The organism is Photobacterium sp. WH24 (assembly GCF_019204055.1).
GTDB lineage: Bacteria > Pseudomonadota > Gammaproteobacteria > Enterobacterales > Vibrionaceae > Photobacterium > Photobacterium arenosum.
In genome coordinates this window covers 504,878-520,743 of the sequence record NZ_JAGSOZ010000001.1, presented here as the reverse complement: position 1 = coordinate 520,743, position 15,866 = coordinate 504,878, and the positions used below count along the sequence as shown (strand labels likewise).

10 protein-coding genes and 3 tRNA genes are annotated in these 15,866 nt (G+C 48.1%); 2 read left to right on the top strand and 11 right to left on the bottom strand.

Annotation, left to right across the window (positions count from 1 at the left end; all coding sequences use genetic code 11):
* Positions 1–348: 348 nt before the first annotated feature.
* Positions 349–439, bottom strand: a tRNA-Ser gene (locus KCG43_RS02275).
* A gap of 6 nt (positions 440–445) precedes the next feature.
* Positions 446–533, bottom strand: a tRNA-Ser gene (locus tag KCG43_RS02270).
* Positions 534–732: 199 nt separating this feature from the next.
* Between KCG43_RS02270 and mscM the strand changes: the two genes are divergently transcribed.
* Positions 733–4,047: a miniconductance mechanosensitive channel MscM gene (mscM, locus tag KCG43_RS02265; RefSeq protein WP_218383055.1), complete on the top strand. Its 3,315-nt coding sequence runs from the start codon at positions 733–735 to the stop codon at positions 4,045–4,047.
* 64 nt (positions 4,048–4,111) lie between these two features.
* On the opposite strand, the gene KCG43_RS02260 is transcribed toward mscM, so the two are convergent.
* The 3 genes from KCG43_RS02260 to KCG43_RS02250 form a co-directional block, all read right to left on the bottom strand.
* Positions 4,112–4,555 (bottom strand): L-alanine exporter AlaE, encoded by a 444-nt coding sequence (locus KCG43_RS02260; RefSeq protein ID WP_370630658.1) that lies wholly within the window; start codon positions 4,553–4,555, stop codon positions 4,112–4,114.
* A gap of 671 nt (positions 4,556–5,226) precedes the next feature.
* Positions 5,227–7,059, bottom strand: coding sequence for a M4 family metallopeptidase (locus tag KCG43_RS02255; RefSeq protein WP_192015270.1), 1,833 nt, complete (start codon positions 7,057–7,059; stop codon positions 5,227–5,229).
* A 666-nt stretch (positions 7,060–7,725) separates the two neighbouring features.
* A tRNA-Ser gene (locus KCG43_RS02250) sits at positions 7,726–7,813 on the bottom strand.
* Positions 7,814–8,060: 247 nt separating this feature from the next.
* Between KCG43_RS02250 and KCG43_RS02245 the strand changes: the two genes are divergently transcribed.
* Positions 8,061–8,636 (top strand): UPF0149 family protein, encoded by a 576-nt coding sequence (locus KCG43_RS02245; RefSeq protein WP_218383054.1) that lies wholly within the window; start codon positions 8,061–8,063, stop codon positions 8,634–8,636.
* Between the two features lie 57 nt (positions 8,637–8,693).
* On the opposite strand, the gene KCG43_RS02240 is transcribed toward KCG43_RS02245, so the two are convergent.
* The 6 genes from KCG43_RS02240 to tolB all read right to left on the bottom strand — a co-directional run bounded on the left by KCG43_RS02240 (position 8,694) and on the right by tolB (position 15,863).
* Positions 8,694–10,595, bottom strand: coding sequence for a TRAP transporter fused permease subunit (locus tag KCG43_RS02240; RefSeq protein WP_218383053.1), 1,902 nt, complete (start codon positions 10,593–10,595; stop codon positions 8,694–8,696).
* A 76-nt stretch (positions 10,596–10,671) separates the two neighbouring features.
* A complete protein-coding gene (locus KCG43_RS02235) occupies positions 10,672–11,613 on the bottom strand; it encodes a TAXI family TRAP transporter solute-binding subunit (RefSeq protein WP_192015267.1) in 942 nt (313 codons plus the stop codon).
* Between the two features lie 349 nt (positions 11,614–11,962).
* Positions 11,963–13,024 carry a quinolinate synthase NadA gene (gene nadA / locus KCG43_RS02230; RefSeq protein ID WP_192015266.1) on the bottom strand — a complete coding sequence of 354 codons (1,062 nt, stop codon included), beginning with the start codon at positions 13,022–13,024 and terminating at the stop codon, positions 11,963–11,965.
* Between the two features lie 158 nt (positions 13,025–13,182).
* Positions 13,183–13,932 (bottom strand): tol-pal system protein YbgF, encoded by a 750-nt coding sequence (gene ybgF, locus KCG43_RS02225; protein ID WP_192015265.1) that lies wholly within the window; start codon positions 13,930–13,932, stop codon positions 13,183–13,185.
* Positions 13,933–13,946: 14 nt separating this feature from the next.
* On the bottom strand, positions 13,947–14,480 hold the full coding sequence (pal, locus tag KCG43_RS02220) for a peptidoglycan-associated lipoprotein Pal (protein WP_192015264.1): 534 nt from the start codon (positions 14,478–14,480) through the stop codon (positions 13,947–13,949).
* A gap of 36 nt (positions 14,481–14,516) precedes the next feature.
* The gene (gene tolB / locus KCG43_RS02215) at positions 14,517–15,863 is read right to left on the bottom strand and encodes a Tol-Pal system beta propeller repeat protein TolB (protein WP_192015263.1); all 1,347 of its coding nucleotides are present in this window, start codon (positions 15,861–15,863) and stop codon (positions 14,517–14,519) included.
* Positions 15,864–15,866 lie beyond the last annotated feature (3 nt).

Genomic DNA, 15,866 nt, shown 5'->3' with positions numbered 1-15,866 from the left:
GCGAAAGAAATCCGGATGGGGTGTCGCGGTATTTCAACAGGCTTAACGGCCTGATATACATCAGACTAAGTATGGGTTTTCCTGAAGGCAACGTGGTCTCGCTCCGCTCGGCTGAGACTGGCCGTCCGCCCCCTTCTAGGCTTCTTCACCCTATCTCATCTTGCCAAGGTTCAGGCGAAAAAAAACCGCTGATAGTTCAGCGGTCTCTTCGAATGTGGCGGAGAGATAGGGATTTATCGCTCGGCTGAGACTGGCCGTCCGCCCCCTTCCAGGCTTCTTCACCCTATCTCATCCTGCCAAGGTTCAGGCGAAAAAAAACCGCTGATAGTTCAGCGGTTTCTTTAAATGTGGCGGAGAGATAGGGATTTGAACCCTAGATACGCTATTAACGTATGCCGGTTTTCAAGACCGGTGCTTTCAACCACTCAGCCATCTCTCCTGAATGTGGCGGTGAGGGAGGGATTCGAACCCTCGATACGTTGCCGTATACACACTTTCCAGGCGTGCTCCTTCAGCCACTCGGACACCTCACCAAATTGTTGCCAACGCCTGTCGCGTCGACGGCGGCTAATTTACTGACTTGTGCTAATCGGGTCAAGGTTTTTTCCCAATTAGTTGTACTTTCTTATCGTAAGCGATGATCAAAAGATCAAATCGGTTTTTTCTTAGGCCTAACACACGCTTATTTCTACACTTGTAAGATAATTCTTATTTGAGTCTCACCACTTCACTATGCGTAATCTCACCGTATTCGTACTCTCGTTAGTCTTATTGATCACCGCCTTTCCCTGCTACGCCAGTGAAGAGTCAAATTCCGCCACCACCCAGCAAACGTCCGATTACAGTAAAGCACTGGACAAACAGATTGCGTTGGCCAACGAGCTGGAGACAACGCCTGAGAATGAAAAATTACTGGAGAAACTACTTCAGGCTCAGGATCAGCTGCAAAAAACGCAAACCTATAAAACGCAAATCGAAAAGAACCAGCAGTTGCTGGATAACTTCAATGAGCAAACGGAAACCATAAAAACTCAAATCAGTGACTTTAATGCCTCAAACTTTCCAGACTTTAGCCAATGGAGCCAGGATCAGCTTACCCTTGAGATAGCTGAACAGGACAACAAGTTAGAGCAGCTTGAGTTACAGCGACATAACTATCGCAACGAGATTGAAGACATAGAACGCAGTATTGATGCGTTTCCAAAACGGGTCGAACAACTGCGCCAACAGATAGACAATGCAGATAAAGCCCGCAAGCAGGCGGAAAGAGATCGTGATAACCCGCTGTTGCTGGTTCATAACATTGAATATGAGTTTTATGACAACCAGTTGTCTGCCCTCGAAGCCGAACAATTGACGGGTGATAATCGCCGCACGCTCAGCAAGCAAAAGCTCCAGCTGGTCAATGTAGAAATAGAGGCCAGACAAGCATATCGTAACAATCTGCAATTGATGCTGAACCGGCTACTCAGAACCGATGCCGAACAGTCTGCCGTCGATACCGATGAGCTGGTACAAGAGCTGGTCGATCTTCCCCCTGAACTGAAACAGCTCAGTGAAGAAAACCGGCGCTATGCCCGTGTGTTGTCCTCGTTGTCAGATCAACTGGATCAGGTTCAGTTGCAACAGGAAAAAACCGATCAGCAATCAGAACAAGTGGCAAAAACGGCAGAGGATCTGAATAACATGGCCGAGTGGTTGTCCCTCAGCCCTGCTTTCAGTGAAAACATGCGTACGCGGCTCAAGAGACTGCCAGATCCGCCAGATATGTCAGAGCTCGACAATAACATCGCTCAAAATCAGATCCGTAAGTATGAATACCAGCAACGGTTTGAAGATCTGACCGAAAGCGCAAAGTCTGCGCCAGAAAAAAATCTGTCCGAAGATCAGCAAGCACTGCAATCCGAACTCGTTCAGAACAACCTGTCTTTGTTAGAAAAGCTGATAGACAGCAGCGACATCCTGATTTATCAGCAAGCAACCTTGAAAGTCGCCTATGACAAACTGGATTCATCACTGAATAACCTGAAAAACAGAGCGGCACGCTTGCTGTTTCTGGCGCCGGACAGCAACGCTTTCAGTATCAAATTAGCGACCGATACACTGGAAAAATTGCAGTGGTTTTTTTCACCGTCGCACTGGCTGGGCTTACTCAAAGTCCCTTTGGTTGCCGATCCTGTGCTACTGGCTTTCTGTCTGATCATTGTCGCACTGCTGATTATTGCTCTCAGCTGGAGCCGCGCACGCTGGAAGCAATATTTAAAAGAAACCAGTCAGTATATAGGTAAAGTCACCAAAGACAGGTTCAGCTTCAGCACGATCAATGTCATCTGCTCTGGCTTGTTTGCCTGGCCGGCACCACTGGTGGTCGCCGTCGTTGGCGCCCTGTTAAGCGCGCTTTGGCAACTGCCTTTCATCCATCACTTAGGCCAAGCCCTCGCACTGCCATTGCCTCTGGTCATGTACTGTTTCATGAGGGAGCTGGTACGGCCGGACGGCCTGCTCATCAAACATTTTGACTGGCAGCCCAATCTGGTCATGCGCTGCTTCGGCCATTATCGCCGATTGCTCTGGATTTACCTCCCTATGATGGTGATCCAAAACTTTGCCTTCTTCTACAACGATATTGATGTGAACGCCACACTAGGACGACTTGCTTTTATCATCAGCAACATAGCCGTCAGTTACTTTATGTGGAAAATGGCCAATGAGCGTATTCCTATGACCTACCGGGACCTACCTCAAGGCCATTTGCATCTCAGCCATCACTTATTCTGGTGGCTGCTGATTTTATTACCGCAAGCGCTTAACTATTTTGCACTGCTGGGCTATCTGGGCTCGGCGCAAAAACTGATGTCCAAACTCGAATATGCTGCAGTGCTGGGCGTGTTTACCCTCTTGGTGTATTACCTGATCAAACGCCTTATGCTGATTCAGCGACGCAGGCTGGCTTTCGAACGTGCCAAAGCAAAACGTCAGGAAATACTGGCGCAGCGAAGAGCTGAATTACTTGAAGGCAAAGAGGAACCATCAAGCAGTGAACTGCATATTGAAATTGAAGAGCCAGAAGTCGATCTGGATGTCATCAGTGCGCAGTCACTGCGGCTTTTACGCTCGCTGTTGCTGCTGATTTACCTGTTTATTCTGGCGCTCTTGTCGTCAGATTTATATCAGGCCACCAGCTTCCTTGAAGACATTACACTCTGGGACGTCAATGCCAATATCGACGGAATAGAACAACTCAGCCATATCACGCTGAAAAGTGTGCTGCTCGCCATTCTGGCGCTCTGGCTGACTGCCATTCTGGCCCGTGATTTACCCGGTGCAATGGAGCTGCTGGTACTGCAACACATTAGCCTGAGTCCTGGGACCGGCTATGCGATTACTTCCCTGACCCGCTATATGGCCATTTTCTTTGGTATCATTATTGGTTCGGCATTGATAGGTTTTGACTGGTCAAAAATGCAGTGGCTGATTGCAGCACTGGGTGTCGGCCTGGGTTTTGGTCTGCAGGAAATTTTCGCCAATTTTATATCCGGCTTAATCATTTTGTTTGAGAAGCCTATCCGCATTGGAGATACGGTCACCATTCGCGATCTTACCGGGATTGTGGCAAAAATTAATACACGGGCAACCACCATTGTCGACTGGGACAGAAAAGAAGTCATCGTGCCGAACAAAGCCTTTGTCACAGAGCAGTTTGTCAACTGGTCGTTATCGGATTCCATTACCCGGGTAACCATAGCTATCAGTGTGAAATATCTGGCTGATACTGAATTGGTGACCCGGCTGTTATTTGAGGCGGCAGATGAATGCGAACTGGTTCTGGACAATCCTGAACCCGAGGTGTTTTTCCTGAGTATTACTGCAGACGCACAAAATTTTGAAGTGCGGGCCTATGCAGCAGAGACCGGCCACCGGCTCAGTCTGACCCATGATCTCCACAGCCGGATTAAACGTAAGTTCCTGGCACACGATATCAGTATTGCGCACCCTCAACTTGAAATTGCCATCAAGAAGCAGCAACGTCACCCTTTGAGCCGCTAGCGGCAGCGACGAAAAAGGCAGTCCGTTGGACTGCCTCTCAGGAAAGACGTTTTAACTCGCTGTATTAAGCCTGCTGGTAGTAACCCGGTACTCTGAACATACGACGGCAAACTTCAAGAAATTGGCCATAGACGCCACCCAGTACACCGCTTACCAGCGCATTAGTTGCAACCGCTGTCATGATTTGCTCAGGCTCGGCCCCCACAAACCAAAGGATAGCGGCATAAACAGGCGACTGGAATAGCACATAAGCCAGCATATCGGAGACGAATTTCATCCGGCCCAACGAGCTCAATTTTGCGCCCTGGCGGATCATCCAGTCGCGAAAGACGCCGTAAGGCCAGGCAATAGCAATGTTAACCGGAATTGACAATGTTCGGGAAGCCAGCGACTGCTGGAAGGTCATCCCTGAGATAAACACTTCGATCATCATGCCCGTGATAAAGCAGAACACCACCATTGCAAAAGTGTCTGCTGCCGCATTGCGCACATTAAATTGTTCTTTCACTGCCGCTCCGAACCACTAACCAGAGATAAAAGCCAATACAGGCAATTCAAAAAGACTATATGACCAGAATCAACACTCATAACCAGTCATTTGTCATATTAAATCAACTTTCAGGTAAAATATCTCACTGTATTAATATTAATGTTGTCTATTTACAACCAATAATCGTGATCAAAGCCGCATATTTAGCTGGTTGCGCACTACTGACGTGCTACTCAGGTATTTCTTGCCTTCTGTTATCCGGTTTTTCCGCATGTTTCACGGCACAAAAATGGCCGGAAAGCTCAGTTTGTCAGTTGATAAACGCAGCTTATCGCCAAGATCCGGTTTATTTACATGAAACCCCACCCCAAGCTCCGCTTCATTTTGCCTGTGCTATTTTTATATTTTTTTCATAAACTTATGATCGAACAAGCTCGGCTACCTCATCTAGCCTGCAATTAACACTGTTAAGATTGCCAAAAATCGTATGCATAAGGTGCACTTTACTGAGTCATGACTGAAGATCATGCCAAATGAAGATAAAACTGCAGGTTTTTATCGCGGGGATACAGGCACACAAAAGAGATATAACTACATAAGTGAAATTTAATTACATATCATGACCAAGCGCTCAGCAAAGAAAAAAGGGAGCACAAGGCTCCCTTCTGGTTCATAACGTTAAAAACGGCTTAGTAATTCAGGTTCAGTGTCACGCCTGAGAAGTTGCTGTAGCCACGCAGCATCACGTAGTAGGTCTGGCCAGATGAAACGGAAACATTGCAGGTTTCATTATTCCCACCAACATATGGACGACAATCCCATGAGCTCGTGGTGGGCTTGCTGCCTGCTTTCACGTACAAGTCGGCATCGCCAGATCCGCCAGTAATGCTTACAGAAGCACTTGATACTGATGCTGGCACAGTGAATGTGTAGTGAAGCTCACTGCTTCTGTTACCGGAAAGACCACTGATAGGCTTGCCTTTTTCTAGCGTATCACCCGTTGGCGGGGTTACACCACAAGCGGCATTGACACCGACAGTATTGAAGGCATCGACAACATCAGCAGTGTTATAGCCCAGATCCTGGGTTGCTTTAACAACACCACAACCACCCTGGTCAAAGTTGGAGTTGGCAGTCCAGTACAGCTGGTTAGCCACTGCAAAAACTTCGAAACCTTTACGGGCATCCCAACCGGATTTATTGGCTAGCAAGTAATATGCACGGTTGAATACACCGCTTGAATAGTGCACATTCAGGCCCGATGTGTACTGCGAAGCATGATCGATTGAGCGGCCGTCTTTGGATGGCTGATCAAAATAACGTAAGCCACCGGACTGTTTGAAAATATCGCTTCCTACTACCCAGTCCACACTGCCACGCATATAGAATTCAGCCGCTTCACCGGCGATATCAGAGAACGCTTCATTGATACCACCAGACATATTGCGGTATTCCAGACCTGAGTTCTGCTCGGTAAAGCCATGGCTGACTTCATGAGCACTGACATTGATATCTACCAGTGGATAGAAGGTAGAAGAACCGTCACCAAAGGTCATTGCGCTGCCGTCCCAGAAGGCATTTTCATATTGAGAGCCGTAATGCACACGCATTGTCAGCTGGAAGGTTAACGGTGCCGTATTCAGCCAGTCTTTATACATATCAAAGACAACCTGGCCAAAGTAGTGAGCATCATTCAGCGGTGAATAGGCACCATTGACCTGCTTGTGGCTATTGGCGTTGCTGTCAGTCGGACAGTTATAGCTGAAGGCGTTGTAGCCTGAGGTCGCCCCATTGAGATCGACGGTTTTTACTGCACTGGTATTCATGGTACAGGTCGTACCGTTTTTCTCCACCATGAAATTCGGGAAATCCACACCGAACTGATATTGCCCGGTCTTAGTGTTACCACCAGGGCCAGAGCCCGGAGCCTGGATATGGGCGATGCTGTCCCAGGTATCCAGCACATCACCTGTGTTGGCATCAATGAAGAAATAAGGACGTGATGGCTCATCAGAAGGAACAAAGAAACTCACCTGGTACACCAGCTCAGCCAGATTGTTTTCATCCAGACGAACCATCAGTGTCACTTGTTCATTTTCAAGTGGCAGCTCACCGGTTAATTGCGGAGAATGTAAAGAAGCATGGTGTGATTTAGCAATATTCAGTGCCTGTTTTTCATCAATACTTGCCTGAATTAATGGCAGATCTTGCTCTACATTTTGCGCCATTCGGCCATGAACCTGAGTCAGGCCTTTATTACTTGTCGTTGCCACTACGGCAGTATTATAAACGGGTAATCCTTTATAAAGCTGCTGATAGCGAACCTTTTGTTTACCATTTGGCAAAGTGACCGATTTAACAGGTTTAAAACTGTTATTTAATGGTGTCAGTGAACGTGCCATTAACCCTTGTTCCAGAACAGCAGAATCGGTTACGTCAACCATTTCTGCGGCCATGGCCGGCAAGGTGAAAAGTGAACCTAGTGTCAATACAGCCAAAGCTTGTTGTTTGTTTGTTTTCATTACTCATTCCTAGAGATTATAGTGAGCTGTCCTGCGCATCCCAACCAACAAACCATTCATACTGCAAATGTTTTATCGCCTAACTTCTGAGAACTTCTTGTTTCAGCTCCGTTACACATATGTATGCTTTTCAAGAAAGCGATTCAACTTTGGCTCAGCATTTCAATACTTTGCAAACATAACGAACAAAAAACCGACAATGAAACGTACATAAAAGTTAACATTTTAATAACAATTAAAACAATAAATAAGAGCTATTACTCTAATGTCAAGTAAAATCAACACGTTGAATCACCACGGATTGTATATGAAAATTTACAAATTAGTTCTTGCTAATTTACAAATATAATGAGGGTTTGATATTTAATGTAACGAATGAACATAAAATGAATAGTGGCTCGCAAATATTTTCGGCTAATAAAAGCGCTTAACGGCCAAATTAGAAATGAGTATTTCGTGAATAAACCAGTTCGCTGTCATCTAGCATTAACGACGCTATTTTAAATTTTCAATACAAAATAAATAACGATTCATGAATAAAGACTGAGTCAGAAATGAAATAATGAAGGTCAGTTTTAATTTTCTGGCTTATAGGCCATTTGATACAACTCAGAGTCGTTAAATACAAAAAGACCCGCTGATTTCTCAACGGGTCTTTTCTGAATGTGGCGGTGAGGGAGGGATTCGAACCCTCGATACGTTGCCGTATACACACTTTCCAGGCGTGCTCCTTCAGCCACTCGGACACCTCACCTAATTTTGGTCACTGCGCTTACTCAGTAACGGGGCGTAACTATAGTGTTGCCCCCGACTGAGGTCAACCCAAATCACCACATTATCAATCAAGTGGATACTTTTGCAGCATTGTCAGGCTCACACTCCCCTTTTTTCATGTTTCCCCGTTACAAGGCTATGTCTTCTGACTCTGCCTGCTACAATACCGTTATTCTGCTCCCAGGCGCTGGAACAGCGTGCCTGCCCATTTAAAAGAGAAACTGATAATGTCTGCGCAACTTTCGGCAATTTTGCAAGACCCTGAACTTAGTCAGCATTTGCTGTCTGAACATCAAACCCGTGGCTTTGTAACGGCAATGGCGGCGGCCCCTCATTTACTGGATCCGGCTGAATGGCTGGCCTACCTGTGGGGTGGTGATGAAACCTCGCCATTTAACAGTCATGAAGAGTTGGAAAACTATGCCAACGCCATCGTTCAGATATGGAACGAAGCGCGCCAGGCTTTGTTGTCCAATAGCTGGGAATGGCCGGAAGGCTGCGATTTGGATGACAGAGAATTAGTCACGCCAGCCACCCGTGAATTTGCCGAAGGCGTATTACAGGGCTGGCAATTGGCCCGGGATGACTGGGAAACCATCATGCCGGAAAACAGCCAGGACAATGCCCTGCTGGGTGGCGTGCTGCTTTCTGTCAGCCTGCTGTATGATCCGGAAAGTGCAATGGCCGCCTTATCTGAGCAAGGCGCTGAAGGTCTGGCACAATTTGAAGAAGTATTCAAAGCCATCCCTCCCATGCTGTGCGGCCTTACTCAGCGCGCACAACAGCTTACCGAAAACCAGTAATACCAACCGCCGGGCAGCCACTTCTGCCCGGCTGATTACACGGGCTGGAAACAAGCGTCAGTGGATCATTTCCACCTTCTTCCGGCCTAACTTGGTGTTTACCACGACTATCCCGATAACAGCAACTAACGCAGCTAACCTGACCGAGTCATCCATAAACAGCATCATCAGTGCCAATGCCAGCAGTATCACTCTGAACGGCTTATTGAGCGGGTTAATCAAACGTCCCTCAATACCACCCGCAAATGCAATAATCAGCCCTGCCGTTGTCGCAATGCCAATCACAAAATGCAGCGTCTCCCCGTCACCCAGTATGAGCCCGGAGAATGCCATCATAGCAGGGATCAGGAAAAAGCCCTGAGCCAGTTTAAACGCCTGCACCGCAGATCGCATCGGCGATGCATTCGCAATACCGGCACCGGCAAAGGCCGCCAGAGCGATAGGTGGCGTGACATTAGAAGTTTGCGACAGCCAGAATACAATCATGTGGGCAGTCAGAATAGGCAAGCCGAAATCATTCAGCGCCGGTACCGCCATAACGGACAGCACTATGTACGCGGCTGTTACAGGCAAGCCCATGCCCAGCACCACCGCCGCCAGTGCTATCAGAAGGAGTGCCGACCATAAGTGACCACCGGACAGCGCCAGCAGGAACTGGGTGAACTGCAGGCCAATACCGGTTTGTCCGACAACGCCAACAACAATACCGGCCGTTGCACAGGCCACGGAAATCGGCAGGGCCATCAATGCCCCTTCTTTCATGCCTTCCAGTACCTGACTCAGGCTGACACGGCTCGAACGGCGACACAAGGCGGAAACAAGAATAGCGACACATCCCGCAATCCCGACCAGCACCGGCGAGTAACTCATCATCAGCAGCGCAGTGACCAGAATCAATGGCGCAAGAAAGTGCCAGCCTTTATTCAGCACTTCACGCACACCTGCTTTGACATCCATCCCTTCCAGCCCCAGCTTACAGGCCATCAGGTGAACATAAAGCAACGTGCAGGCAAAGTACAAAATCGCAGGTGCGATCGACACCAGCAATATTTCGCTATATGGAATCCCCGTAAACTGCGCCATAACAAACGCGCCCGCCCCCATAACAGGCGGCATAATCTGCCCCCCAGTGGATGCAGCGGCTTCAATGCCGGCAGCTTGCTCGGGTTTGTAGCCCAGCTTTTTCATCATCGGAATCGTTAACGACCCGGTTGTCACCGTGTTGGCGATGGCAGAGCCAGAAATAGAGCCTAGCGCCGCCGACGCGATCACACTGGCTTTTGCCGGGCCACCGCGGTATTTACCGGCAACAGCAAAGGCAATATCGATAAAAAATTGCCCGGCACCGGTCACCTGCAGAAACGCACCAAACAGCACGAAAATAAACACTACCCCTGCCGCAATCGCTAAAGGCGCGCCGTATACCCCGTTGGTGGAAAAAATATGGAATCGAATCAGCTCTTCCAACTCGAATCCTTTGCTGGCGATGCCAGAAGGCAAGGCATCACCAAACAGCGCATAAGTGATAAAGACCGCCGCAATCACCACCATTACCATGCCGACAGAACGCCGGGTCGCTTCCAGTAAGGCAACGATAGTGATCAACCCAGCCAGTTGATCTGCCCCTTTCAGCCCATCCAGTAAAAAACTGATATCGTCATAATCAAACTGAACAATGTGCCAGGTCGCCCAGATGGTGGCAGCCGACAACACAAAATCGACACTACGTGCCGCCAGATATAGTGGAAGAGAATGGCTCTGTTTGATTAATGGCTGAGTGAGAAACACTAATACCAGAATCCAGCTTAAGTGTACCGGACGAAAAACAGGCGCCGCTAATTCTGCCGTCACCCCCTGCCAAATCTGAAAGGCAGACAAAACGATAGCCGCTATAGCGGCTATTTTCATCAGCATATCTGCAAGCTTTTGCCCGTGCCGGGCAGTGGCTGTCGTTGACATAAATACTCCAATTCAGCACAAGGGCTGAGAGACAGACCCGGGTCTGCACTTCCCCGCCCCTGAAAACAACCCATGTTTACTGCGACTGCTCATCCAGATATTGCTGGGCACCAGGATGCAATGGCACACCACCCAGTTTTTTCATATTTTCAATCGTCGTATATTGAGTCACGCTGATCGTTTTACGAATCTTATCCATATTCTCGAAGGCGGTTTTGGTCATTTCATACGCCAGTTTGTTATCCAGATCTTTATTCACCACTAACACATTCCAGATTGCCGGTGCTTTAAAGCTTGCGACATTCTTATAGGTGTCAGCGGGTGCTTCGATCAATTGATAAGAGGGGTTGGCCGCAGTGATTTTCGCCATATCCGCTTCGGTAAACGACAAAATACGGATATTACGGGTCAATGCCAGCTCTGTGATTGCGCCTACACCTAAGCTGCCGACAATGGCTCCGGCATCAATCTGACCATTGGCAATCGCACTGGTGGTCGCGGTGTAATTCAGAGACTGGGCCTGAATATCTTTTTCTTCAACCCCCAAGGCATTCAGAATATTAACGGCGCTGACTCGTGTACCCGAACCCGGTGCGCCAAGCGAAACCTTTTTACCTTTAAGATCAGCAATACTGTGGATATCTGAATCCGCAGGTACCATAAACTGGACAACATTGGGATAGAGAGCAAACAAAACTACCGCGTCCATTTTTCTCGGGAAGGGTTTAGTGCCTTCATAGGCCTGCTCAACCACATTGCCCATCGCAATACCCGCCAACTGCTTATGGGTAGATACTTTGATCACGTTTTCAACCGAAGCAGCAGTCACCTCAGCCCGCATATCAAAGTTATCAATATTCTCACTCCAGATCTTGGCCAGCATGCCGCCTAACGGGTAGTAAGTACCGCTCTGACTGCCTGTTCCTATGGTGTAATTTTCCGCACTCGCCTGAACCGATAAGGTAAGCAATGCTGTAGTCGTGAAGGCCAGCCAGCTTTTTCTGAATTGTGTAAGCATAGTTATGATCCTAGTTTTCAGATATTTAGTAGGGTTGTTTCATTATTATTTATCCTATAAATGTTATTGCCTTGTTGGCATACATGATCAACTAAAAAATGCTGACAATGAGATCTCAGGTGCCACTAAATGTTACAAATTTGATTCATTTTGTTATGTTACGGCGAGTAAAACCTGCTGTTACCGCTTACCGATAATGACTTATACCGGTTTAAGGTCTGTCTATCACAGTCGGATTTCACAACATCTCGCAAAATCCCGCCACACCTTCAACAACACAAAAGTCTTCAGATACAAAAAAAGCGACCATAGGGCCGCTTTTCATCTCGGTGGATCTGGTTTGCCCGTGTCAGGCGTTGCCTTTCACTTGCAACTGCAGCGATGCAGCAAAATCCAGCATACGGTTCAACGGAATAAGAGATTTCACACGAATGGCTTCATCGACAAAGATCTCGTGCTTTTCGCCACCTTCGCGCAAAGCTGCTTCAATGGCTTTCAAGCCGTTCATTGCCATCCAGGGGCAATGCGCACAACTTCGGCAAGTCGCGCCAGCTCCTGCCGTCGGTGCCTCAATCAGTTCTTTTCCTGGCACCATCTGCTGCATTTTGAAGAAAATGCCTTTGTCGGTCGCAACAATCAATTTTTGTTGCGGCAGGCTCTTAGCCGCTTTGATCAACTGGCTGGTAGAGCCTACAGCATCTGCTAAGGCAACCACACTCGCCGGCGATTCAGGGTGGACCAGGATAGCTGCGTCCGGATGCAGGTGCTTCATGTCTTTCAGCGCTTTGGCGGAAAATTCATCATGAACAACACACTCGCCTTGCCATAACAGCATCTCAGCGCCTGTTTTCTTCTGGATATAGCTGCCTAAATGGCGGTCTGGTCCCCAGATGATCGGCTTACCTTCGGCATCCAGATGTTCGACAATCTCCAGCGCTATACTGGACGTCACTACCCAGTCAGCGCGTGCTTTGACCGCTGCAGACGTATTCGCGTACACCACCACAGTGTGATCCGGGTGCGCATCGCAGAATTCACTGAATTCTTTTTCCGGGCAGCCTAAATCCAAAGAGCATTCAGCTTCCAGCGTCGGCATCAACACGTGTTTTTCTGGCGTAAGAATCTTGGCCGATTCCCCCATGAAACGCACACCGCAAACAATCAGGGTTTTCGCAGGATGTTGATTACCAAATCGTGCCATTTCCAGCGAATCGCCCACAAAACCACCGGTTTCTTCGGCCAGTGCCTGGATTTCGGGATCGGTGTAGTAATGCGCGATCAGCACAGCTTCTTTTTCCTGAAGCAGCGCTTTAATTTTCGCTTTGTAATCCACTTGCTCGCTTTGAGTCAGTGGAATAGGTTTGGGTGGAAATGGATACACCATTTCTGAAGGGTCAAATGTCAGGCTCATTACGTCTTGCTCTATCAGCTCGTCCTTACAATCCGCGCATTATACACTGCAATTACGCTGTAATACTAATCTGGATAAGGCATGGAAGGGGCAAACAGACACCGCTAACCCAATTTTGAGAGGTCAGCGGCGAGGAAGAGACTAAGCCCGATATCCTGTTATTTAAGATTCTTGAGGCTTTTTTCGGCTTGTTGAGATGTCGCAGTATTGGGATATTCTGCCACTACCTGCTCGTAGAGTTTTTTTGCCACATCCGCTTTGTTGCCACGCTCGGCTAACACACCCATCTTCAACAGCGCATCAGCGCGCTTATTGGAATCTTTGAAACTGGCAACAGCTTCAAAGTGTGTTTGAGCATCCGCCATCTTGTTCTGGGTAAAATAAAGCTGCCCAAGCCAGTAATGGGCATTGGCCGCATACACAGAGTCAGGATAAGTGGACAAAAATCCGTTGAACGCCGTCACCGCACCATCATAATCCTTTTCTTTCAGAATCAAATTCACGGCACTTTCATAAGCGGTATTTTCATCGGCGCTGGCGGCATAGGTTTCACCGCCGGATACATCCTTTTTCTCTGCTTTGGCTGCAGCGGGTTGCTCACGGCTTAATTTGTCAATTTCACGATAGAGCTCACGCTGACGTTCCAGCATCTGCTTCATATCGTAACTATTGCGTTCAACCATACCACGTAGTTCGCCAACTTCACGGGACAATTCATCAAGTTGACGCTGCATATCCAGTTGCATCTGGCTACGCGCCTCAAACATACGTTCTAAACGTTGCAGACTGCTTTCGCTGCTTGATGAGCTGCCTTTGAGCTCAGAAACAGGAGCAGGTGCGGCGACCACAGGGGTCGCCGCACCAATCAGCAACGTTAATGCGACATAACGCATCATGTTACTGTTCATTTTCATAACCTTAATTAGTAAACCAGAACCGAACGACGGTTCTTAGCGTAATCGGCGTCAGTGTGGCCCAGTACCAGCGGCTTCTCTTCACCGTAGCTTACGATAGAGATCTGGCTTGAAGACACACCCAGTGCCTGCAGGTACTTAGCAACAGCATTGGCACGACGCTCACCCAGTGCAATGTTGTACTCTGGCGTACCGCGCTCATCCGCGTGGCCTTCAACAATAATTTTCACACCACTGTTGTTACGCAGGTATTCAGCATGTGCTTCAAGCATCGCCTGATAGCTGGCCTGAATTTCAGCATTGTCAAACTGGAAGTAAACCGTTTGTTCCTGGCGCAGTTGCTGGTTGCGGACTTCTTGCTCTGACATCGCCGCTGAACCAGAATCTACAGGTGTTACAACTGTGGTTTCTGAGCCAGTTGTACCAGCGCCAGTGTTAGTTTGAGCGGCAGAACTGTCTGTGCTGTCGGTAGAACTACAAGCAGCCAGAGTAAACATTGGCAGCGCAATTGCCAAACCCTTTAAAACTTTATTCAGTTGCATTTTTTTTCCTTATTTATCGCTATATTGCAGTGAACCCTATAAGAACGGTCCCCAAGATGGTGCTCTTACTCGCCCACTGGTAGCTGGTAAACGAGCCTTAAAACGACCATCTATTGATACCAGAGACAACTCGTTGGATTTGTTATTAACCGAGCTGTAGATCACCATGCCACCATTTGGGGCAATGCTTGGAGATTCATCCAAAAATGTTTTCGTCAAAATCTGTACAGCACCTGTTTTCAAATCCTGTTTGGCAATGTTGTAACCCGAATCCGATCGGTTCACCATTACCAAATAACGGCCATCTGGTGTCAGCTGACCACCGAGATTTTGCGATCCTTGCCATGTCAGACGCTCAGTCGAACCGTCAGCTAAATTTACTCGATATATCTGAGGTTTACCACCTCTGTCTGACGTGAAAATCATAGATTGACCGCTTGGATCCCAAAACGCTTCAGTGTTGTTCGCACGCCCGTCTGTCACCTGTTTCATCGCTTTAGTTTGTAAATCCATTACGTAGACTTGCAAACTCCCACTTTTCGACAAGACCATGGCTAGTTTCTTCCCGTCAGGGGAAAAACGCGGTGAACCATTGTGTCTAGGGAATGAGGCGACCATTTCACGGGTACCATTCGTAATGTTCATGATAAAAATCTGGGACTGCTGATTTTCAAAGCTGACATAAGCCAGTTTGTTGCCGTCAGGAGACCAGGAAGGCGACATCAACGGCTGTTTGGATTTCAGGACCAGTTGCTCGTTATAGCCATCATAATCAGCAATGCGAAGCTGGTACGGATAGTCCGAGTTATCGTCGATGACCACGTAAGAGATCCGCGTCAGGAATGCCCCTTTTTCGCCGGTCAGTTTTTCATAGACCACATCCGAGATACGGTGCGCATACTGACGCAGACGGTTGGTTCTGACTGTCGCTCGGTTATTCAGCAAAACGTGATCACTGGTCTGAACCAGCTTTCCGTCTTCCAGACCCCGGCTCTCGCCATTGGTTAACTGGCCGCGCACTACATCTATCAGCTGGTAATTGATGACATAATTACCATCAGCGTTCTTACTGACAGTGCCTGTTACCAGCGCATCCACACCCAATGCTGTCCAGGCGGCATAATTAATGTCTGCTTCGCTGGTAGGCGTTTGCGGCATTGCATTAGGGGCAACAGGACTAAATTTGCCACTGCGACGTAAATCCGAGGCAATAACCGACGCCATATCAACAGGCGCCGCACCACCACCTTCCCACTGAAAGGGAATAATACCGATCGGGCGTGCCGAATCGACACCTTCAGTAATGACCAGTTCCAGTTCAGCATGTGCCAGTTGGCTCATGGTGAGCAGGGCGGCACACAAGCCCAAAATCCAACGTTTCATTTA

Excerpts from the sequence above, each read along its gene's own strand:
- ybgF (WP_192015265.1), bottom strand. The coding sequence starts at position 13,932 with ATGAACAGTAACATGATGCGTTATGTCGCATTAACGTTGCTGATTGGT.
- KCG43_RS02235 (WP_192015267.1), bottom strand. The coding sequence starts at position 11,613 with ATGCTTACACAATTCAGAAAAAGCTGGCTGGCCTTCACGACTACAGCA.
- nadA (WP_192015266.1), bottom strand. The coding sequence starts at position 13,024 with ATGAGCCTGACATTTGACCCTTCAGAAATGGTGTATCCATTTCCACCC.
- KCG43_RS02245 (WP_218383054.1), top strand. The coding sequence starts at position 8,061 with ATGTCTGCGCAACTTTCGGCAATTTTGCAAGACCCTGAACTTAGTCAG.
- KCG43_RS02255 (WP_192015270.1), bottom strand. The coding sequence starts at position 7,059 with ATGAAAACAAACAAACAACAAGCTTTGGCTGTATTGACACTAGGTTCA.
- mscM (WP_218383055.1), top strand. The coding sequence starts at position 733 with ATGCGTAATCTCACCGTATTCGTACTCTCGTTAGTCTTATTGATCACC.
- pal (WP_192015264.1), bottom strand. The coding sequence starts at position 14,480 with ATGCAACTGAATAAAGTTTTAAAGGGTTTGGCAATTGCGCTGCCAATG.
- KCG43_RS02240 (WP_218383053.1), bottom strand. The coding sequence starts at position 10,595 with ATGTCAACGACAGCCACTGCCCGGCACGGGCAAAAGCTTGCAGATATG.
- tolB (WP_192015263.1), bottom strand. The coding sequence starts at position 15,863 with ATGAAACGTTGGATTTTGGGCTTGTGTGCCGCCCTGCTCACCATGAGC.